This is a genomic window from Aeromonas sp. L_1B5_3, assembly GCF_963866575.1.
GTDB lineage: Bacteria > Pseudomonadota > Gammaproteobacteria > Enterobacterales > Aeromonadaceae > Aeromonas > Aeromonas jandaei.
Genome location: NZ_CAWMDN010000139.1, coordinates 1 through 21,516, shown reverse-complemented (window position 1 = coordinate 21,516; position 21,516 = coordinate 1). Strand labels below are relative to the sequence as shown.

The 21,516-nt window shown below is 61.0% G+C and carries 16 protein-coding genes; 6 read left to right on the top strand and 10 right to left on the bottom strand.

The genetic code is table 11. The features are described from left to right. Positions 1-170 precede the first annotated feature (170 nt). Complete coding sequence (locus AACR93_RS18465; RefSeq protein ID WP_156152870.1) at positions 171-353, top strand: hypothetical protein; 183 nt, start codon at positions 171-173, stop codon at positions 351-353. A gap of 345 nt (positions 354-698) precedes the next feature. After that, positions 699-1,325: a porin family protein gene (locus tag AACR93_RS18460; RefSeq protein ID WP_042030191.1), complete on the top strand. Its 627-nt coding sequence runs from the start codon at positions 699-701 to the stop codon at positions 1,323-1,325. A gap of 71 nt (positions 1,326-1,396) precedes the next feature. On the opposite strand, the gene AACR93_RS18455 is transcribed toward AACR93_RS18460, so the two are convergent. The 8 genes from AACR93_RS18455 to AACR93_RS18420 form a co-directional block, all read right to left on the bottom strand. Beyond that, the gene (locus AACR93_RS18455; protein ID WP_043849733.1) at positions 1,397-2,395 is read right to left on the bottom strand and encodes a sensor domain-containing diguanylate cyclase; all 999 of its coding nucleotides are present in this window, start codon (positions 2,393-2,395) and stop codon (positions 1,397-1,399) included. Positions 2,396-3,165: 770 nt separating this feature from the next. Continuing rightward, on the bottom strand, positions 3,166-3,780 hold the full coding sequence (locus AACR93_RS18450) for a hypothetical protein (protein WP_082044043.1): 615 nt from the start codon (positions 3,778-3,780) through the stop codon (positions 3,166-3,168). A 111-nt stretch (positions 3,781-3,891) separates the two neighbouring features. Then, positions 3,892-5,955: an exodeoxyribonuclease V subunit alpha gene (gene recD / locus AACR93_RS18445; RefSeq protein WP_043849732.1), complete on the bottom strand. Its 2,064-nt coding sequence runs from the start codon at positions 5,953-5,955 to the stop codon at positions 3,892-3,894. Further along, the gene (gene recB / locus AACR93_RS18440; RefSeq protein WP_043849731.1) at positions 5,952-9,560 is read right to left on the bottom strand and encodes an exodeoxyribonuclease V subunit beta; all 3,609 of its coding nucleotides are present in this window, start codon (positions 9,558-9,560) and stop codon (positions 5,952-5,954) included. Before recB ends, recD begins: the two co-directional genes overlap by 4 nt. After that, on the bottom strand, positions 9,560-12,913 hold the full coding sequence (recC, locus tag AACR93_RS18435; protein WP_043849730.1) for an exodeoxyribonuclease V subunit gamma: 3,354 nt from the start codon (positions 12,911-12,913) through the stop codon (positions 9,560-9,562). The genes recB and recC overlap by 1 nt, the downstream gene beginning before the upstream one ends. A gap of 257 nt (positions 12,914-13,170) precedes the next feature. Then, on the bottom strand, positions 13,171-13,563 hold the full coding sequence (locus AACR93_RS18430; protein ID WP_043849729.1) for a DoxX family protein: 393 nt from the start codon (positions 13,561-13,563) through the stop codon (positions 13,171-13,173). A 38-nt stretch (positions 13,564-13,601) separates the two neighbouring features. Then, positions 13,602-14,288, bottom strand: a complete 687-nt coding sequence (locus AACR93_RS18425; protein ID WP_041210052.1) for a pirin family protein — start codon at positions 14,286-14,288, stop codon at positions 13,602-13,604. Positions 14,289-14,318: 30 nt separating this feature from the next. After that, the gene (locus tag AACR93_RS18420; protein ID WP_041210051.1) at positions 14,319-14,651 is read right to left on the bottom strand and encodes a hypothetical protein; all 333 of its coding nucleotides are present in this window, start codon (positions 14,649-14,651) and stop codon (positions 14,319-14,321) included. A gap of 258 nt (positions 14,652-14,909) precedes the next feature. Between AACR93_RS18420 and AACR93_RS18415 the strand changes: the two genes are divergently transcribed. Next, entirely contained in the window at positions 14,910-15,827 is a 918-nt protein-coding gene (locus AACR93_RS18415) for a LysR family transcriptional regulator (RefSeq protein WP_043849728.1), read from the top strand. Positions 15,828-15,922: 95 nt separating this feature from the next. Here the strand turns inward: AACR93_RS18415 and AACR93_RS18410 are convergent, their stop codons facing one another. Further along, entirely contained in the window at positions 15,923-16,270 is a 348-nt protein-coding gene (locus AACR93_RS18410) for a hypothetical protein (RefSeq protein ID WP_043849727.1), read from the bottom strand. A 198-nt stretch (positions 16,271-16,468) separates the two neighbouring features. Here AACR93_RS18410 and AACR93_RS18405 point away from each other — a divergent pair, with 198 nt between their 5' ends. From AACR93_RS18405 to AACR93_RS18395, 3 genes are all read left to right on the top strand, one after another. Continuing rightward, entirely contained in the window at positions 16,469-17,191 is a 723-nt protein-coding gene (locus AACR93_RS18405; protein WP_041210048.1) for a response regulator, read from the top strand. Positions 17,192-17,224: 33 nt separating this feature from the next. Beyond that, entirely contained in the window at positions 17,225-18,586 is a 1,362-nt protein-coding gene (locus AACR93_RS18400) for an ATP-binding protein (protein ID WP_042030205.1), read from the top strand. A gap of 139 nt (positions 18,587-18,725) precedes the next feature. Beyond that, complete coding sequence (locus AACR93_RS18395) at positions 18,726-20,138, top strand: transporter substrate-binding domain-containing diguanylate cyclase (RefSeq protein ID WP_043849726.1); 1,413 nt, start codon at positions 18,726-18,728, stop codon at positions 20,136-20,138. Positions 20,139-20,183: 45 nt separating this feature from the next. Here AACR93_RS18395 and AACR93_RS18390 read toward each other — a convergent pair. Then, on the bottom strand, positions 20,184-21,516 hold a 1,333-nt coding region (locus AACR93_RS18390), incomplete at its 5' end, for a TonB-dependent receptor domain-containing protein (protein WP_043849725.1).

Here is a 21,516-nt window from a genome sequence, read left to right as displayed (position 1 = left end):
GAGCCCTTCAAAGTTGTCGTCAGGCCGCTGTGCGCCCCCTCATAAAATAGCGACTCACCCTGCCCGCCCCCTTTTTTCGTCTCACCCATCGGCAAACGGCGCCGTGGCCAACCGGCCGGTCGGGTTCAGCCCGGTCGTCCCTTGTTCCTCCCGGGGCAGCCAGAGCGCAGATGAACGACCTGCAGCAAAAGCGACCATTAGCGAGCAAAAAGACAGCAACAAAGAGAGTCAAACATCGCCTTTTGCAGATAAAAAATGCAACCAGCCAAAAAATTTTGGCCACCAGCGACGAGATCAGACCGGTCAAAATAACAACAAAAAGTTGGCAATCGGCCTCATTTACAACTGATTAATCATCATTCAGTTTGCAATCAGATGCCCCTTGCGGAGCGAAAAAGAAACCCAAGGGATATCAACCCCCTCCGGCCGATCGGCCAGCAAATAGCCCGGTTACGGTTATTTCGTTTATTTTGGTAATTTATAAATAAAGTGATAACTCTAAATTAATCATTAATTACCAAGTTATTGTTTGTGCCGATTTTTATTTGCAGCAAATCACAGCCGGCACACGGGTTGTTATTGAAAAACGAGCTGACTATACTGCGCCGCCTCGAATACAGGAGTGCAGGAAATATTAATAACTTTCATGGATGAAAGAGTTCAATCACACGCAGTTCACACATCAGGACAGATAATCCATGAACAAGTTTAACAGTGCAGTTGCCCTCTCCCTGCTCGGTCTCACCCTCAGCGGCGCCGCGTGTGCCGAGGGCTGGTATCTCGGTCTGGATCTCACCACCTCCAAAATGGATCTGGATGGCGTGGCCCAGCGAGCGCACGACGCCAACATCATCGACGACCAGCTCGACGGTGGCAGCCTGATCGTCGGCTACCACCTCAACGACTGGCTGGCCATCGAAAGCGGTCTGCATGCCCAGCGCATGAGCCAGCTGATGTGGATCACCAGCCCGGGCCTGACCGGCTTCACCGACACCACCATCGACACCCGCAGCATCAGCCTGGCCGCCAAGCTGAGCCAGCCGCTGGCCTGGGGCTTCAGCGCCTACGCCAAGCCGGGCGTGGCTTACACCAGCACCGAAGTCGAGATGATCGGCAACGGCACCATCCTCGGCATGAGTGTTCAGGGTCGCCGCAGCGAGACCAAGGGCACCGTTCACCCCAATCTGGAAGTGGGCATCGACTACGCCTTCAACGACCATATCTCCGCCGGGATTGGTTACGAGCGCCAGTTCAACGCCATGACCCTGGGTGACGATCACTACTCCCTCGACACCCTCAAGCTGGGCATTCGCTACCACTTCTAAAGCGGCCGCGTTCCTATGCAAAAGGGCCGCAGGTTTCACGCCTGCGGCCCTTTCCATTTGCCATCCCGCCCTCAGCAGATCCGGTTCTTGCCCTGCAGCTTGGCCTGATAGAGCGCCCGATCGGCGCGCACCATCAGGCTCTCCTTCTGCTCATCCTGCTCATACTCCGCCAGCCCGAAACTCAGGGTCGCCGGGCCGTGAGGGCAGATCGTCTCGCGCTGCAACAGCAGCTGGAACTTGCTCGCCACCAGTTGCGCCTCGGCATGGCGAGTATTGGGCAGCACCACCATAAACTCGTCACCGCCCCAGCGGGCCAGCAGATCGATCTCGCGAATATGGCGGCGGATCAGCGCCACTATGTTGATCAGGGTCTGATCCCCGGTGTGGTGGCCATAGCTGTCGTTGATCTGCTTGAAGTTGTCCACATCCATGGCGATCACCGTGAAGGGCTGATGGAAGCGGCGTGCCCGCTCGCACTCCAGCTGCAACGCCCGCTCCAGCCGATAACGGCTGGCGGCGCCGGTCAGCGCATCGGTCTCCGCCAGCAGGCGATTCTCGTCCACTTTGCGTTGCAACTCCTCGTTGAGCCGCGCCAGCTCGGCGGTGCGCTCGGCGATCAGCTGCTCCAGCGAGTGGTTGCGCCGCTCCAGCTGCTCCTGCAGCAGCTTGCTGGCGTGGATATTGCGATGGGCGCCGATCATCCGCGCCACCGAGCCATCGGGATTGCGGGCAATAATGTGGCCGCAATCCTCAATCCAGAGGTAATCGCCATCGCGGGTGCGGCAACGATACTCGGCGCGATACTCATGGGCGCTGCCATTGAGGCAGAGATCGAACTTCGCCATCACCGCCGCCATATCGTCGGGATGGATCACGCTCTCCCAGGTAAAGACGGTATTGCCGAGGGAGTGCGGTTCATAGCCCAGCATCTGATACCAGCCGGGATTGCGATAGACAAAGCCGGTATTGGCATTCCAATCCCAGATGCCGTCGCTGATCACCTCCAGAATCCCGTGTACCACAGACTCGCTGAGGTCTGAAATCCTGACCGGATCACTCTCTTTGCCCATATGAGGTCATCCTCTCTTCTTGCCTGCGTCACTCTTGCTTGCCCACCAAACGGCGTTGTCGAGTCGGCGTGAAGCGCTACCTTGGCACACGGCGAAAATCCTGTCAGCCAGAATGCCACTCTCCCCCTGCTGTCCGGTTATCGGCTGCTCGCTCTGCATGATAAATGGGCCGTTCAGGGCGTCAGCAAGTGTGGCTCAAGTGCAGCCCATTTGCTGACCAATACCCAGAGGCAGCCGTGATGGGGAAGAGACAGAAGGGAAATAGGCAGAGCGTCTGCGCAGGGTGTAATAAGCGAAGCGCATTACACCTTTTGCCAGCTCAATATAAGCGGTGCAATTCACTTCGTTCTTTGCACCCTACCCGCTGAATGCTCCCCTCACCCAGCCCTCTCCCGGAGGGAGAGGGAATAAAGCAGCATCGGGGATATGGCGTTGGCAATCGAGTGTATATCCACGGGACCAAATCTCCCTTCTCCCCTTGCGGGAGAAGGGTCGGGGATGAGGGGAAGGAAAAAGCAAAATGTCGGCATTAGGTGCGGCAATGTGCAAACAGGTACACCTGTGCTTTGACGTAATTAAAAACCGCCAGCCGTATAACAAAGACTAAAGCCAAGTATCTTACTAACACAGACGGTATCTACCAACGCCCAATAAATCAGTAGTGTGAAATATAAAAAGCCCCCCTTCTCCCATTGCCAGATAGAAGGGAATAGAAAAGATATTATGTGGTTAAATGTTTGACACTTTTCAATTAAGTCCATCCAGTATTATTACTTCTTATCATTGACCCAACATTCATAGTAGTCAATGGTTAACAGCTGTCCAACCAACTCATTGAATTCAGTTTTTGAGCAACATGAGCTTACTAATTCCTCAAAGCAAAGATGCTTACAGTATTTTGTGAGCGTTGGATAACCATGTTGATGCCAGTTTGCTTTTACTCTTTGGCGAGATATTAATCCCCATTCTTTAGAAAGAGTGAATTCCTGGTCTTGGTAAGTGACTGATAGTGGCTCACCAACACACTGAGACGGCAGTTTTCTGTCCAAAATTGAAATCATACTACCAGCAATTCGTCTACCTGAATGAGAAGTTGTGCAAGTTTGAGTAAACCGTTTCGTAAATTCGTTTTTGGATAGCCGATCCAGCCCTAGCTTAGCCTCAATAGGAAAGCATCTCATGGACTTTAAATCTAATATAGATATATCGACCTTATGAACACCATCAAAAATCAAACCGGCACAAGGATTAAGGCGAAGTTCTGGTATAGCTATAGAGAATTCAATATCCACCCCGGAGATTTCTTTTAAAATAGCCTGCATGGCCACATTTTTGTTTAATAATGTGCAAATTAACCCCTCACCTATATGAGATAATTCGACCATATTTAACCCCCCACCAACCAACAAAAATTATAAATAACCCAACCCAGTAAAAATTTCCCCTAAAGGATTAAACCCATAAAAACTTAGCCATCACCTTACCGCCGCCATCGCTCACTCTCCCAACCTCTCCGCCAATCCGGAATAACGCTCGGTCTTTTTCCTGACCGCTTGTGCCAGCAGGGCGCGATCGCCATAGAGATCGAGCCGGGCCTTGGCGCGGGTGATGCCGGTATAGACCAGCTCGCGGGTCAGCAGCGGGCTGGGGCTGTCGGGCAGCACCAGCACGGTATGGGCAAACTCGGAGCCCTGGGATTTGTGGATGGTCATGGCGTAAACCGTCTCGTGGGGAGGCAGCCGACTGGGCAACAGGGCGCGCAATGTGCCGTCCGGCTGCTCAAACCATACCTTTAACCGGCCAGTTTCGTCGGGCAGGCAGAGCCCCATATCGCCGTTGTAGAGGCCGACCCCGTGGTCGTTGCGAACCACCATCACCGGGCGACCGGCATACCAGTCGCCATCGCGGGCAATCAGCCCGGCCCGTGACAGGGCCAGTTCCAGCCGTTCGTTAAGACCCAGCACCCCGAACGGGCCATCGCGCAGGGCGCAGAGGATCTGGAAGCTGTTGAATGCCTTGAACACGGCGGCGGGCGCTTCACCCGCGCGGGCCGCCGTCAGGTAACTGCCGTAACCGGCGACCCCCTGGGCAATCAGGGCGTCGTAGGCCTCCCCCGCCCAGGGGTGCAGGCTGATATCGGCAAAGCCCATACCCCAGACCGATTCCACCGCCGTGGCATCGCCGCTGTTGCAGGCGCGCGCCAGCTGACCGATGCCAGAGTGCTGATCAAAGCGCCAGCTCTTGGCCAGCAAACAGAGGCTGTCACGCACCGGTGCCCCCGCGGGCGTGCCCTGCAAGCGGTAACCGGTCTGACGGGAGAGCCAATCCGCCTGCGCTGGGCTGATCCCCTGTTCGATAAAGCTGCAGATATCGCCGAGCACGGCCCCCGCCTCCACCGAGGCGAGCTGATCCTTATCGCCGAGCAGGATCAGGCGGGCGTGGCTCGGCAGTGCATCGAGCAGCCGCGCCATCATCGGCAGGTCAACCATGGAGGCCTCATCCACTACCAGCAAGTCGAGGTGCAGCGGGTTGCCCGCGTGGTGGCGGAACTGGCTGCGTCCCGGAATGACCCCGAGCAGCCGATGCAGAGTGCCCGCTTCGGTCGGGATCGCTTCGACCCACTCGGGGGGCAGATCGAGGGCCTGCAGGGCAGAGCCGATACTCTCTGTGAGGCGCGCCGCCGCCTTGCCGGTGGGGGCCACCAGCCGGATCGCTGGCGCCTTGCCCGCTTGCAGGCCGGTCTCCACCAGAATGGCGAGCAGTTTGGCGACCGTGGTGGTCTTGCCGGTGCCGGGGCCACCCGAAATCACCGCAAAGGGGCGCGCTGCCGCGGTGGCCGCCGCCAGCTTCTGGCCGTTGCAGCAGAGCGCCTCGGGCACCAGCGTATCCAGCTTGCTTAAGTCGCTCGCAGCCTGGGCGCTGGCCAGTAGCCCCTCGATAGCGAGCCAATCCACTTCATTGGGGAACACCAGATCCAGATACTTTTCGATAAAGTGGCGAGCCGAGAAGTCGGGGGCGAGGCGGGCTTTGAGCAGCGCCGCGAACACCAGCCCGTAGTCGCGGGCAAACAGCCGCGACAGAGCCGGGGCTATCTCCGGCCATTCGGCTCGCTCGCTCAACGCGCGCAGATGGCGGGCTACCCCCTGCTCATGATCGTGGTAGCGGGTGAGGTAGAGCCGCCCGTGCCACAGCCGCAGCGGCCAGCGCGGGGCAAGCCCCTCATCCTGTTCCGTACCCACGAGCGGGCTTGCAGCAAACAAGGCGGGCCAGCGGGCAGGATCCGCCAGATCCAGCAACAGCTCCCGGCTCTGCTGGGGATCCAGCCCGAACGGGCGCAGTGATCCGGCAGCGAGCATCTCCAGCGGCAGACAGACATGGCCGCGCCCCAGTTCGAAGCAGGTGAGCGCCGCCCCCAGCACCAGCTCGGGGCTGCCGCCAAGGTCGGCCACCAGCCGGGCAAATTGCAGATCCAGCTGGCGGATGCGGCCAGCCAGCGCCAGTGTTTTCAACCGTTCAACCATCATTGCGCTGGCTGCGGTGCTGATCATGGTGCCGCTCATGCCTCTACCTCGTTTAATTCTGTTGATGAAACACCGCCTGAGCGATCACCGTTTCTAAACAACTCATCCAGCCCCAGCACCAGTTCACGGCTCGGGCGGGTATGGAAAATCCCCCCCTGTGGCATGCCGCGCAGGAACAGATAGAAAACGCCGCCAAAGTGCTGCTCGAAGTCGTAACCCGGCAGGCGCAGGGTGAGCAGCCGGTGCAGCGCCAGCGAGTAGAGCTGGTATTGCAGGTCGTAGCGGTGCTCGGCCATCGCCCGCTCCAGCGCCGGACGACTGTAATCGGCGGGGCTCATGCCGAGGTGGTTGGATTTGTAGTCGAGCAGATACCAGCGCCCCTGCCACTCGAACACCAGATCGATAAAGCCCTTGAGCATCCCCTGCACGGTGGCAAAACTGAGCGGCTTGTTGCCCCGCGACAACGGGTCGTGCTGCTGGCAGAGGGCGGTCAGCGCCGGTGCCGTCACCCGCCCCATGGGCAGGAAGAACTCCAGCTCCACCTGTTTGCGCTCGGCACTCAAGTCCCGTAGCCGCACCGGCTCGCCAAAGCCAGTCTCCAGCGGGGTATCCAGCACCGCCTCCACCTGCTGTTGCAGCACGGGAGCCCAACTCTCGTCGAAGCCGTCTTGCAGCAACAAACTGGCGATATGCTCTGCCAGCGGCTCGCCAGCGGCGCTTTGAAAGTCGATGGTCTCGAACAGGCTGTGCAGCAGGGTGCCGGGGCGCGCCCCTTTCGGGAAGGTGAAGATGGAGGGCTGGGGCGCCTCGTCCGGTTGTTCCGCCGCCAGCGCAGCCGCCTCGGTCACCACCTCGTCATCGAAGCCGGGATTGGCCAAGACCCCCTTGCTGTGGCCGTGACCCTGCGCCGCCAGCCCGGAGTAGGAGCTGATCCACCAGTCCCGCTCAAGGGAACCGGTAAAGTGGCGCACCTGCGGCTCGCCCAACTGCTCCTCCTCTGGCGGCAACGGGGCCGGACGGGTGAGCGAGGGCTCACCGACGGCCACTCCGGGCAGCGCCTGCGCCAGCTCGGTCAGCGCGGTCGCCAGCGTCTGTGCATCCCCCTCTTCGCCCTTTTGCAGCAGGTAACCGATGGCGGTGTGGTGCAGGTCGGTCTTCTCCGACTTGCCCGCCCCCGCCCGCACCGGCGCCAGCCCCAGCCAGGTGGCGTAGACACCCCGGGTCAGCGCCACATAGAGCAGCCGCAAATCTTCGGCAAGGCGCTCCCTGTCCGCTTCGGCGAGCGACGAGTCGGCGCCGGTCAGATCGAGAATGGTGCGATTGCCCGCCTCGTCCGCCTCGTGATAGAGCGGGGTCTCGGCGGTTCTGTGGCTGCAGATAAAGGGCAGGAATACCAGCGGGTACTCCAGCCCCTTGGATTTGTGGATGGTGACGATCTGCACCAATTTCCGCTCGGATTCGAGCCGCAGTACCTGCTCAGCATCCTGCCCGTTGGGGCGGCTCACCGCCTCCCCCAGCCAGCGCAGCAGGGCATACTCCCCGTCCAGCTCGCTGCTCACCTGTTGCAGCAGCTCGCCAAGATGGAGGAAGTTGGTCAGCCGCCGCTCGCCATAGGGACTCGCCAACAGCGAAGAGGCGAGATTGCGCCGGTGCAGCAGGGCCCGCAGCATCGCCAGCACGCCGCGGCGGTGCCAGATCTTGCGGTACTCCATAAACTCCTGCACCGCGCTCTCCCACGCTCGCTCGTCGCTGGCCAGCCCATCAAGCGCCTTGGCGTCGAGATCAAACAGCCCGGTCGCCAGCGCCGCCCGCAGGCTGCGCTCTTCGCTCGGGTTCTGGCAGGCGTGCAAAATCAGCAAAATCTCCCGCGCCTCCGTCTGCTCCAGCACGCTCTCACGGTTCGACAGATAGACGGAGGCGATGGCAAGCCGTGCCAGCTCCTGCTGCACCAGCTTGCCCTCGGCGCCGGTGCGCACCAGCACGGCGATATCCCCAGCCTTCACCGCCTTGTCACCGATCAATGCCTTGCCCTCGCGGGCCAGCGTCAGCAGGCGGTGGATCTCGGCGGCGGTGGCGCGGGCCATCTTGCTCTGGTAATCCCCCCGATTGAAGGTGGGCTGGCCGGTCAGCTGCCAGCAGTGGAGCACCGGCGCAGTAGCGCCATCGAGCAGCAGCGCCTTGCTCTTGCCCTGCGCCTCCACCGGCAGGAAGGGGATATCCGCCTCGTAGATAAAGGGATCCTTGGCTCGCTCGAACAAGCCGTTGACCGCCCCCACCAGCGCACTGCTGGAGCGCCAGTTGCGCCCGAGGGTGTAGTGGGCGCTCACATTTCGCCGCGCCTGAATGTAGGTAAAAATGTCGGCGCCGCGAAAGCCGTAGATGGCCTGCTTGGGGTCACCGATCATCAGCAGCGCCGTGTCTGTGTGGCCGCCGTAGAGACGATGGAAGATGCGGTACTGCTGGGGATCGGTATCCTGAAATTCATCGATCATCGCCACCCGGTAGGTGGCGCGAATGCGCTCGCACAGCCGCTCGCCAAGGCTTGAGCCGAGCGCCCCGTCGAGATCTTTGAGCAGGTCATCGAACGAGAGCTGATGGGCTTGCCGCTTGCTGGCCTGCATCCGGCTGCGTACCACCTTGGCCGCCCGTTGCAGGATGAGATCGCGAATACTGGGGCGGCTCGCCAGCAGTTCATCGATTTGGCTGAACAACGGCAGGGTCGGCACAACGCCCCCCTTCTTGAGGTTCTCCTCCAGCACCGTCTGGCCGAAGCGCTCCAGCTCCTTGGGAATGGCGTAGCCGCTGCCCTCGTCCTGCGCCCAGTCGGCTATCTTGGCAAGCCACCCTTCGTAGTTCTTGCCGGTGTAGCGGCTGATCTGGCCGTCGGTCTGGCGGCGGATCTCGTCCACCTGCGCCAGCCATTCGCTCTTCACCGCCGCGATGCGGCTCATGGCCGCCTGATGGCGGGCGGCAAGGGTCTCGTCCCCCAGCACGGGGTGGATCTCCAGCTCGCTGTTGTCGAGCCAGCTGCCCATCTCCCGCAGCAGGGCGGCGGGGCTCGGCCAGAGCGCGCGCACCGCGCTGGCAAGAGCTTTATCCACCGGATAGAACTCGGATCGCCAGTAGTCGCTCACCGCCTGCAGCCTGAGCTGGCTATCGTCGGTAAGAAATTCGGTTTCAAAGAGGGCGCCCGACTCGAAGGCGTTCTGTTTCAGCATCCGCTGGCAGAAGCCGTGGATGGTAAAGACCGCCGCCTCGTCCATCTGCCGCTCGGCGGCCAGCAAGCGGCGGGCCGCCAGCTCGTGATCATCCACCTCGGCCAGCAATTGGGCCAGCAAGTCATCATTGCTATGGCCGCGCATAAAGGCGAGGCGCGCCTCGTGGATGCGACCGCGGATCCGCCCGCGCAGCTCGGCGGTGGCAGCTTCGGTAAAGGTCACCACCAGAATTTCGGTCACTGACAACGGCCGTTCATGGGCGCTCGGCTGACCGGCATCGGCACCCTCTTCAATGAGCGGGCCGTGGCCCAGCAGCAGGCGCAGGTAGAGACCGGCGATGGTGTAGGTCTTGCCGGTACCGGCGGAGGCCTCGATCAGTCGTTCACCATGGAGGGGAAAACGCAAGGTATTGAGCGGGTTAGCCATTATTTCAGCTCCTCCAGGGTCTTGAGCAGCGGGGTCAGGTGTTCGCGGGCCAGCGCCTGCAACTGCCCCAGCACCTCGTCATCAAGTTCGGGGAAGCAGCGGGCAACATAAACGTCTTGCCCCTCCCCGTTGATCATCCAGCCGCCGTTGAAACGGGTGAGGGCCGCCTTGTCGGCCGCCTCCGGCTTGTCGGGATCCTTCTCGATCGCCTTGAGCCAATCCCAGGCGGTGTTGGGGAAGAAGGGCAGCGGCCGCTTCATCCCCTGTGCCCAACACGCCACCAGCGCCGCCAGCTTGGGCCGCGCCTCGTCGGCAGCGAGCGCAGGCAGTCGCAGACTCTGTTTGGCATCGAACAGCAGGGTGTCGCCGGGGGCGCCGCTCAATGAGAGGCAGAGGTGCTGGATCCAGCCCAGCAGCAGATCCTTGCCGTTGAAGCTGCCGGGTTTGACCACCAGCAAGCGCCCCTTCTGGGTGTCGATCCACCCTTGCAGCTGGCCCTGAGTGAGGGAGATATCGATCTCCACCGCCTGCTTTTCTGACTCATTGGCCGCAACCCATGGCCGCAGCCGATCCGCCAGCTTGCCCATCTCGGCATCCAGATCGTCCAGCAGCAGGCTGCCGAACCACCCTTGCGGCAACAGGCCGGTGAGCTGCAACCGCTCGCGACGCTCGGTACTTTCACCTTCCGCCAGATGGGCATCGAGCAGCAGATCTTTCAGCTGATAATGTTGCAGGCCATCCAGCTCGAACGGCTCGCTGTCCTCGATGTTGGCTTCGTTCAGCTCAAACCACACCTTGAGGCGGCGGTTGAGGAAATATTTGGTGGGCTGGCGATAGAAGCGCAGCAGCTCCGCCAGCTCCAGCCCCTGCTCCTTGCCCCATTCGGGAGGCAGCGGCAGCTCGCCGCTCTGGAAGTTGGCCGCGCCACGCACCGGATTGAGGGCGGGCAACCAGTCGGCGGCATAGGTAAAGAGGCGCGAACCCGCCTCCGGGTAGAAGTAGTTGCGGCTGTAGGGGGTGAGCGGATGCGCCACCATCAGGTGGTTGAGCAACCGCTTGCCGGAGGTTTCATCGTCCAGAGCCTCATCCCCCGCCAGCACGAAGCCCTGCCGCACATAGTCGATCAGCTCCGCCAGCAGTACAGACGGCACCTTGTCGCTGTTGTCCTGCGCGCTGAAGCCCTGATAGCTGATATAGAGCCCCTGCTGGGCGCTGAGCAGCGCCTCGAGGAAGAGGTAGCGGTCATCATCGCGACGGGAGCGATCCCCACGCCGCGAAGCTACCGCCATCAGGTCGAACCCCATGGGGGCCAGGGTGCGCGGGTAGACGCCGTCGTTCATGCCGAGCAGGCAGACCTGCTTGAAGGGGATGGAGCGCATCGGCATCAGGGTGCAGAAGTTGACCTGACCGGCGAGGAAGCGCTGGCTGGAGCGGGACTCCCCCAGCACGCTGCCGAGGTAATCCTGCAGCAGATCGGCGGTGATGGGCTGCTCGAAGCGGGCCTCGCAGAGCCGGGTCTGCCACTCGGCCAGCTGGCTGCGAATCAGCTGGAGCTGACGCTCTTCATCCTCGTCGGCCAGATAGAAGCGCTCCAGCAGCGCCAGCAGGCAGGCGTTCCACTCGGCTAGCGGCTGCGCCTGTTGCAGGCGGGGCAAAAACTCGGCCAGCGAATCGACGAACCAGGCGAGCTTGCCGAGCGCCAAGCCCTGCTGACCCTCGATATCGGCATAGGGCAGAATGCCCGCCACCGGCTCGCCATCCCCCATGGCAAAACCGAGCAGCATGCGGCGCAGGCCGAACAGCCAGCTGTTGCCGGACATGGGCGGCAGATCGAAACGGACGGGGTAGCCGTCATCCAGCCCCCAGCGGATGCCGGTCTCCTGCACCCAGACCCGCAGCTGGTTGAACTCGTCGTCATCCAGCTCGAAGCGGCGCAGCACGGCGGGCACCTCGAGAATGGCGAGCAGCTCCCCTGCCCCGAAACGGGCGTTGGGCAGCCTGAGCAGGGCGAGGAAGCTTTGCAGCAGCGGGCTCTCCTGACTCGCCGCCCGATCCGATACCGCAAACGGGATCTGGCCGCGCGCGCCAAACACCGCCTGAATGTAGGGGCCGTAGCTGTTCACATCCGGCATCATCACCACCACATCTTTCGGGGTGAGGGTCGGGTCCTGCTCGAACAGCGCCAGCAGCCGATCGTGCAGCACCTCGAGTTCGCGCATCGGGCCGTGGCAGGCGTGGATCTGCAAGGATCCATCCGCCGGATCGATCGGGCTCTTGTGATGGCTGCTGTCGAGATCGAACTGGCCGGCACCCCGTTCTGCCAGCTCCAGCACATCCTTCTGGATGGCATGCAGCAGCTTGATATTGCCCTTGCCATCCACCTCGTCGATATCGACGAAGGCCTCGATTTGCGGCACCTCCAGCTCCATCAGCTGATGCAGGTAGTCGCGCCCCAGCTTGCCCATGGAGGCGAGCAGCGGGTTGGCGGGGCCCTGCAATGTCTCGATATCGGTGCCGGGTTTGAGCTTGTTTTCGAGGCGCGCCAGGGTCTTGCGATCCAGCAGATCCCCCCAGTAGTAGCGGCAGGGGTTGGTGACGAACAGGTGCACCTCCACCTCCGGCCGGCTGCCGAGGGCCAGCAGCGCCTCCACATAGCGCGGCGGCAGCGCCGAGATACCGAACACAAAGACCCGCTGCGGCAGCTTGCCCGGCAGATCGGCGGTACGCTCCAGCTCGTGGATAAACTCCTCATAGAGGTTGGCGCGGTGGTAGCCGCTCGGAGAGAGCGCCAGGGTGCAGGCCACCAGCTCGCGCCACAGCTCGGGCTGCCAATCCTGACCGCTCACCCCAGCCAGCTCCTGACTCAATCCTTCCCCCTCTTCCCAACGGGCGATCCAGTCCGGCCGATAGACCAGATACTGGTCAAAGAGGTCCGCCACCTTCTGGCAGAGCTGCCACAGCCGCACCTGCTCTGGATCCTGGGCGGGATCCTCGTCCTCTCCACCGCCCAGATAGGCGGCGAGCGGGGCAAAGGCGGGGCGATCCAGCAAGGCAGGCAGAATGGTCATCAGCTGCCAGCTCATGGATCCCTTGTTGTAGGGGCTCTGGCGCGGCACGTCCGCCAGTACCCGGGTGAACATCTCCCAGATAAAGCTGGCGGGCAGCGGAAAGTCGATATTGGCGGCGACGCCGAAGGCTTTGGCCAGCTCCAGCTTGAGCCACTGGGCCATGCCCGGACTCTGCACCAGGATCTGCTCCCGATCGAAGGGGTGAGAGAGAGGGGCCTGCCGGATGCGGCTCACCAGCAGCTCTTTGAGCAGATCCAGCTGATTGGAGTGGTAGAGGGTAAACATGAGCAATTCCCGCCTGTGGATGAGAGGGGGCGAGGGAAAAGGCGAGCCATTTCCGTCACTTCACAAGAGAGGGAATTGTCGGGGATCGGGGGATAAGATGCAAAAGGCACTTGTGGCCAGCTGGTGGGCAAACCGCTGAACCATGAGGGGGGCCGCAGATTTGTGCAGCAGCCTCATCGACCCGGAAAACGCAGACAGAAAAAAGCCGGTGCAGGGCACCGGCCAAAAGGCATTGGAAAACTCAAACTGACTGGCTGTTACCAGTTTTTGCCGAGACGGGCATCCACACTGAAAGCCCCTGCTCCGGCTGCTGCCAGCGCCAGGAAACCACCGGCGACGGAGACGTTCTTCATAAACATCAGGATCTGCATCTGTTCGGCAGGCTGGTAGTGGAAAATAAAGGCGGCCATCAGGGTGAAACCGGCCATCAGTACCGACAGGCTGCGGGTAAAGAGGCCCAGCATGATGGCGAGGCCACCACCCAGCTCAAGCAGGATCACCAGCGGCAGGATAAAACCCGGCACCCCCATCGCTTCCATATAGCCCTGGGTGCCGGCGTAACCACCGATCTTGCCCCAGCCCGCAATCACGAACATCAGCGCCAGCAGTACACGACCCGCCAGCAGCGCTACATCTTTCATCTTGTCCATTTCACTTTCCTCGTTTAACTCGTATCGCCACTGACCAATCAGGGCAGGTCAAATAACAGGGCCTGAGTGGCACTTGTCGCAACCAACTCCCACCGGTATTCATCACGACTGAGTACCCCGTCGCCGGGTCGGGCAGCCAGACCGTTGGCGGTCAGCTCCCCTGAAATCATCTGCAGGTAGCCGTGTCGGCCAGCCAGTGCCCAGTCGAGCGTTTCGCCCGGGGCCAGTTCCAGCCGCCATACGCGGGCCTGCTGGCGGATCACGAAGGATCCCGCCTCGCCATCCGGTGACGCCACCAGCGTCATACCCGGTCTGGACTCAATTTTCTTCTGCTGATATCCGGGTGGCGTGCCGACTTCATTCGGCTCGATCCAGATCTGCAACAGGGAGAGGGGTTCCGTCTGCGAGGGGTTGTACTCGCTGTGACGGATCCCGCTGCCTGCACTCATCAGCTGGAAATCCCCTGCCGGGATCTGCTCGACATGGCCGAGACTGTCCTTGTGCTCAATGGTGCCTTGCAGCACGCAAGTGAGGATCTCCATATTGGCGTGAGGATGGGTGGCGAATCCGCCACCCGGCGCAACCAGATCCTGATTGATCACCCGCAGCACCGAGTGTCCCATCCACTCCGGGTCGTAGTAGTGACCGAAGGAGAAACTGTGGCGTGCGTCCAGCCAGCCGAAGTTGGCCTTGCCTCGCGCCTCTGCGGCTCTCAATTTCATCATGGTGTGCTCCTCATCTATCCGGGGTTCGGTTTAGCGATCTTTACCACCGCCGAGACCGAACGGAATGCGATACTCGCTGCTCTCGCCAGCCAGGCTGACAGTCAGGTTGCCCTGGGTGCGACCCGGGATCTTCACCTGCTGGGTGCCCATCAGGTTGGCGTGGACCGATGCCAGCAGATCGCCAGACTCGTCGCGCACTTCCAGCATCGGGTTGGCTTTGCCATCCAGCGCTGCGGTGGAGTGCCACTTCACAAACAGCACACCCGGGGTGGCGTTGAAGTCAGCCGGTACGGCAGCGTGGGCGAAACCTGTGGTCATCAGGCCTGCAACGGCCAGCATCTTGATTACGTTTTTCATGTTCATTCACTCTCTTGTTTTATATGTCATTGCCAAGGCCAGCTCGGCCAGAATCAATGCATCCATGCAAGAGGTCATTCAAATAGTGTGTTGTTCTTTCACCGACATCAGACATGCCGATTTGGCCTGTCACAGTGCGGAACTTCCCGCATATTTGGCCGCCAGACGTTCCTGCCTAAGCGATGATTGAATATTAAAGGTGCTTGGCTTAACTTGTTAGCGAGATAATCTGGCGAACATATTCAAAAAAATTGAAGGTGAAAGATGGCCAAGGAGTCGAACAAGGAACGCGCACTCACCCTGGAGGCAATCCGGGTGCTGGATGCCATCGACCGCCGTGGCAGCTTCGCGGCGGCGGCCGACGAGCTGGGCAAGGTACCTTCGGCATTGAGCTACACGGTACAAAAGCTGGAAGACGAGCTGGACGCCATGCTGTTTGACCGCAGCGGCCACCGCACCAAGTTCACCCCGGCGGGGCGCATGCTGCTGGAACGCGGGCGGGTGCTGCTGGAGGCAGCCGAACATCTGGTGGGCGAGACCCGGGCGCTGGCCCGCGGCTGGGAGACCGACATCACCATCGCCGTCGATGCGCTGGTGCCCTTGCAGGCGCTCTACCCGCTGGTAGATCGGCTGGCCGAGCAGACCGATACCCGGCTCAGACTGCGCGCCGAAGTGCTGGCGGGCAGCTGGGAGTGTCTGGAGGATGGCCGCGCCGACCTGCTCATCTCCTCCCTCAACCCGGATATTGTGATGACCGGCATCAAGCATCAGGTGCTGAAAGAGGAGGTGATGCTCTATGTCGCCCACCCCGACCACCCTCTCCATCAGGAGCCGGAGCCCCTCGCCGACGAGACCCTGCGCCGCTATCGCGCCATCGCCGTCGCCGATACCGCCCTGCGCAAGCCGGTGCTGACCTACCGCCTGCTCGACAAGCAGCCACGCCTCACCGTCAGCACCATGGCGGAGAAGCGCGATGCCCTGCTGGCCGGGCTAGGCATCGGCACCATGCCGCAGAGCTGGATTGAGGAGGACATCAAGGCCGGTCGGCTCAAGGTGATCAGCCCCGAGTACCGTCATCAGCTGCAGGTGGTGCTGGCTTGGCGCCGCGATACCATGGGCAAGGCCAAAAGCTGGCTGGTGCGGGAAATCCCAAAGCTGTTTCAAAACAGCGGCAATGAATAAGCGTCGTTTTGCCAGCGCCATTCGCCATGACAAAAAAAGAGGGGGAGCTACATGCTCCCCCTCTCTCATCTTCGGCACACCTTGTCAGGTATGGCTTACTGGTTCGCTTCGGCAAACTTCTTCATCGCCTCTGCGTGTTTGGTCATGCCGTCGGCACGCTCGTTGAGGTTCTTGATGAACTCTGCTTTTTTAGCCGGATCCTGAATGCGATCATAGCGTTGCTTCAGGTTGGCTTCGATCTGTTCCGGCGTCATATCCTTCATGCGCGCCATCTTGTCGTGACGGCCACCGTGGTGTTTGCCGCCCATCATGCCACCATCCATCGGGCAATCCACCATGGCACCGGGCTCGGGAGCCGGGGCAGTTTGCGTGGCGGCATAGGCGCCCAGCGGCAGGCCAAGGATCAGGGTGGCGGTCATCAGAGTTTTGGTCAGCTTTTTCATGGTCTATCTCCTGTCGGATGATTCGGGTTCGGCTCTCTCGCCTTGCCCTCAAGTAAACACCCGACCGGTGTCTGAACTTTGCCAGCATCGCCCTTTTTTGTAGCAGAGTGTGGCATCAGGCGGATCTGGCACACTTTGACACAAACCACGCAGCGTATTTTCGTATACTCGTGCCAACGCCAAGCAGGGGAGGTATTCATGAATCAGGGCAGCACCCACATTCTGGTGGTCGACGACCACAGCGAGATCCGCGATCTCTTGAAGCGCTTTCTGGAACAGCACGGCCTGCGGGTCAGCTGCGCCCGGGATGGCAAGGAGATGAAACGGCTGCTGGAGGAGCGGGAGTTCGATCTGCTGGTACTGGATCTGATGATGCCGGGCGAGGACGGTCTGACTCTCTGCCGCGAACTACGCGCCAAATCGAGCCTGCCCATCATTATGCTCACCGCCATGGGGGAAGAGACCGACCGCATCATAGGGCTGGAGATGGGGGCCGATGACTATCTGGCCAAACCCTTCAACCCGCGCGAGCTGCTGGCGCGGATCAAGGCGGTGATGCGCCGCACCCAGGCGGATAACCAACCCGCCGCCGAGACCCTGACCCGGGATCTGCGCTTCGATCGCTGGCTGCTCGATATCAATCGCCGCGAGTTGGTCGATGAGGATGGGGTGGGTCTGAGCCTCTCCACCGCTGAATTCGATCTGCTCAAGGTCTTTCTGGAACGCCCGCAGCGGGTGCTGAGCCGGGATCAACTGCTGGATCTGGCACGCGGCCGCGAGGCGGTGGCCTTCGATCGCGCCATCGATACCCTGGTGAGCCGGCTGCGCCGCAAGCTGGAGCGGGATCCCAAGAACCCGGAGCTGATCAAGACCATCTGGGGTGGCGGCTATATGTTCTCGGCCGATGTGACGCAGGTATAAGCGGTGAATGCATTGAAACGGCTATGGGCTCGCATGTGGCCCAAGGGGCTGACCGGCCAGATCATTCTGGTGGCGCTGGCGGGCTTGATCCTGATCCAGCTGCTCAGCATCCAGATCTACCGCTCGGATCGGGAGGAGGCTCTCGGCTTCGTCAATAGCCGCAACGCCATGCAGCGGATCATCTCGGTGGTGCGGCTGCTCTCCCTCTCTCCCCCCTCGCTCTACGACGAGATCCTCAAGGCGAGCCGCAGCGAAACCCTGCTGCTGCGAATTGAAGACGAGCCGATGCAGCCCGACAACCGCAGCCCCCGCTTCGAGCAGCTGGTGCGCTCGCGCCTTGGCTATCCCCCCGCGCTCACTATCGAGATCAGTGCCGAGCTGAAAGAGGATGCCCAGCGCAGCAAGGCCTGGGAGCACCATGCCCGCATGATGCGGGATCGCAAGGGGCCGCCGCCACCGCGGGACATGCGGCTCTACGGATCCATCGAACTGCCACAGGGTGGCTGGCTGCAGTTCAGCTCGCTGGTCGACAAGGAGGCCGGCAGCTGGTCATGGCAAACCACCTTCAACCTGATGCTGGTCGCCAGTCTGGTGATCGGGCTGATGGTGCTGCTGTTTCGTCGCGCCACCCGCCCCCTCAAGCAACTGGCAGGCAATGCCGAACGACTGGGGCGAGGGGAAGATATCGAGCCCCTGAAAGAGGAGGGGCCGACCGAGATCCGCGAATCAATCCAGGCCTTCAACCGGATGCACACCCGGCTCGACCGCTTCGTGCAGGACCGAACCCGGATGTTGGCCGCCATCTCCCACGATCTGCGTACCCCCATCACCAGCCTGCGCCTGCGCAGCGAGTTTCTGGCCGATGGCGAGGACAAGGATCGCATCCAGCAGACCCTGCAACAGATGGAACAGATGCTGGCCGCCACCCTCAGCTTTGCCCGCGAAGAGGGGCAACAGGAGGCAACGCGGGAACTGGATCTGGTCAGCCTGTTGGTCAGTCTGTGCGATGACTATGCCGATACCGGCCAGCCGGTCACCTGTCTGGCGGAAGGAAAAGAGGTCTACGCCTGCCGCGCCAACACCCTGCGCCGGGTACTGCAGAACCTCATCGGCAACGCCATCAAATACGCCGGCAGCGCCGAGGTCTCGCTGGAACGCACCCGCAGCGAGCTGCTGATCCGGGTCTGCGACCGCGGCCCGGGGATCGATCCGGCGCGACTGGAGGATGTTTTCAAGCCGTTCGTGCGGCTCGACGAGGCGCGCAATACCGAGTCTGGCAGCGTTGGGCTGGGCCTCTCCATCGCCCGCACTCTGGTACATCAACACGGCGGTGAGCTCACCCTGCTCAACCGGCCTGAGGGCGGACTGGAGGCCAAAATCAGCCTGCCGCTGTAAGCCGTCACAGTATGAGTCCTGCTCGTTACGGCAATGCTGCCATCATGTAAACTTCATCGCCAGATCCCTTGTTCTTCCTCGTTGAAGGCAGTAATAATCGGCGTCTACAGACAGTGGCTGGCAATGGATTGGAGCAGGGATGGCTTCTTCTCGGATTGGACAAACGTTCAGGGCAGGGTGCGGTTTTCTGCTGCTCATTATTGCCCTGCACGCCTCGGGAAAAGAGCCTGAAAGGCCCCTCGTCATCACCAACTCCAAGGCGTGGCAGCCCTTCTCCTATATCAATGAGTCGGGCCAGCCAGATGGCCTGCTGATCGACCTCTGGCGCGAATATGCTCGCGTCACCGGTCAGAAGATCGAATTCCGGCTGGTCGACTGGCAACACTCCCTCGATCTGCTGCACGAAGGGAAGACCGATGTGCATGCCGGGCTGCTCTGGTCACCGGAGCGCGACAAGCTGTTCGACTATGGCCTGCCCCTCGCCCAGCTCGACTCCCAACTCTTCTTCTCCAACGAGCTGCGTGGCACCGATGTCCACTACTACCTGCTCCATGAGACCGTCGGCGTCGTCGCTGGCGGTTATGAAGAGTACTACGCCAAGCGCTACTTCCCGAGCACCAAACTGCAGACCTTCGATGACAACGACACCCTGCTGGCAGCGGCCTTTCGGGGCGATATAAAGGCCTTTATCGCCGATCTGCAGGTCGCCAACTTCTACATCTATACCTCGGCAGATCCGACCCGCTTCATTCCGGTGCGCCACCTCTATACCGACCAGATCCGCTTTGCCGTCAAGAAAGGGGATCTCGCCCTGCTGGCCAAGCTCGAAGAGGGATTCGCCAGGATAAAGGAGAGTGACCGGGAGCGGATCATCCGCAAATGGATGCATGTCGAGACCGTCTACCCCATCCATCTCGGCCCCTGGCTACTGCTGGCGGCGGGCCTCGTCATGGTGGCCTATATCGTGCAGCTGCGCCGGGCCGTCGCCAATCGCACGGCAGAGCTGAGCCGCGCCAATGCCCGGCTCGAAAAGCTGGCCAGCACTGATCCGCTGACGGGCCTCCTCAACCGGCGCGCCTTTATCCCGTCACTGGAACAGCGGCTGACCAGCGGCACACCCTGCGCTCTGCTGCTGTTCGACGTGGATCATTTCAAGGAGACCAACGATAAATTTGGCCACAACGTGGGCGACAAACTGCTGGAAAAACTGGCCGAAAGCATAGCCATCATCTTGCCGGAGCAGAGTCTGTTTGCACGCATTGGCGGTGAGGAGTTTTGCGTCCTGCTGCCGAGCGATAACCTGCAGGCGACCGGATTGTGGGCGGCATGCCTCTGTCAGGAAGCCAATAAAGAGCGGCTGGAGACCACACTTGGTGAGGTCACCCTCTCCATCAGCACAGGAGCAGTCTGGATTTCAGCCGGGGAGAGTATCGACACCGATCAGCTGCTGCGACAGGCAGACCAGCTGATGTATCAAGCCAAAGCCAATGGTCGCAACACCTGGCAGGCGGCACAATATCAGGCAACGGCCAACCCGATGGATGCCCAATAAAAACGGCCGCCATCGGATGATGGCGGCCGTGAGGCATTATGTCTGTCAGAAGTTGTAGGTGACACCCAGATTGTAGCGGCGACCATCCAGCACTGTGCCATAGCTGCTGTAATCCACCGTCTTGTCGAACAGGTTGTAGACCCCGGCGGTCAGATCCAGATGCTTGTTGGCCTTGTAGACCAGCCCCATGTCAAAGAAGGTGTAGGAAGGAGTCCCCTCCGCCATCTTGACCCGGCTCAGGTACTCGGAAGTCTCGCCACGGAAGTTGACCCGCGACCAGAGGTTGAGATCCTCGGTGGTCTGCCAGTCGACGCTGCCGTTGACCATGTGGCGTGGCATCTGGTTGAGGGCATTACCCGCCAGCGGGCCACTCTTCTGCTCGGACTGGGTAAAGGTATAGCTGCCGCTGACCGACCACTTATCGTTGATCGCCCAATCCATCATGCTCTCGACGCCACGCATGTTAGCCTTGTCGACGTTGACCCGATCACTGATGAAGTCATAGCTGTGGCCATTGAGAGTACAGGCCGGATCGCTCTTGCTGGTGCAGCGACGAACTTCGGAGATCTTGTTCTTGAAGTCGGTGTTGAACAGGGTCACCCCGGCATTGAAGCCCTGATGGCCATTCCACAGCAGGCCAATCTCTTCACTCACGCTGGTCTCGGGTTTGAGCTCCGGGTTGCCAACCAGCATCCCATCCAGACTGCCACCGCCGGTAACCTGACCCCAGTTGGCCGCAGACATCCGCAAGTCCGGCGAGCGATAACCGGTCGATACCCCCCCTTTCAGAGTCCAGCTATCATCCAGATGCCAGACACCGTAGAGGCGCGGGCTCCAGTGAGAGCCGTAGTTCTGATCCCGATCCATGCGGGCGCCCCCTGTCAGGGCAAAGCTGTCAGTGAGTGACCACTCATCCTCGACAAACATCGCCCAGCTCCAGCGGGTAAGCTGCTCGGCAGGGTTGGCCACTTTCAGGTTATTACCCTGATCATGCAGATCCTCATAACGATACTGCCCACCGACGCTCAGGTAGTGATCACCGAGAATGAACTGGGTGTGGGTATCGGCGATGGTGTTGGTGAGCTCCATCTTGCGGCCGGGGTTGGTGTTGGTCTCCTGCTGCAGATAGCTGCTGGAAGAGCCAAAATCATACTGGCCATCATGGGTCAGCGCATAGTTGGTTCGCTCGTAGCGGTTAAGGCTATCCTTCGCCTTGGCATCCAGCGAGTTGCCTGCCGTGCGATCCCGATCCTGCAAGCTGCGGCTGGCTTCCAGATCGAAGCGGTTATGGTCGTCAGGCTTGAAGCTGAGCACGGCAGTACCGCTGCGGGTCTCCTGCTCGGCAAAGCCCTGGGTAAACCGCGAATTCAACTTCGAA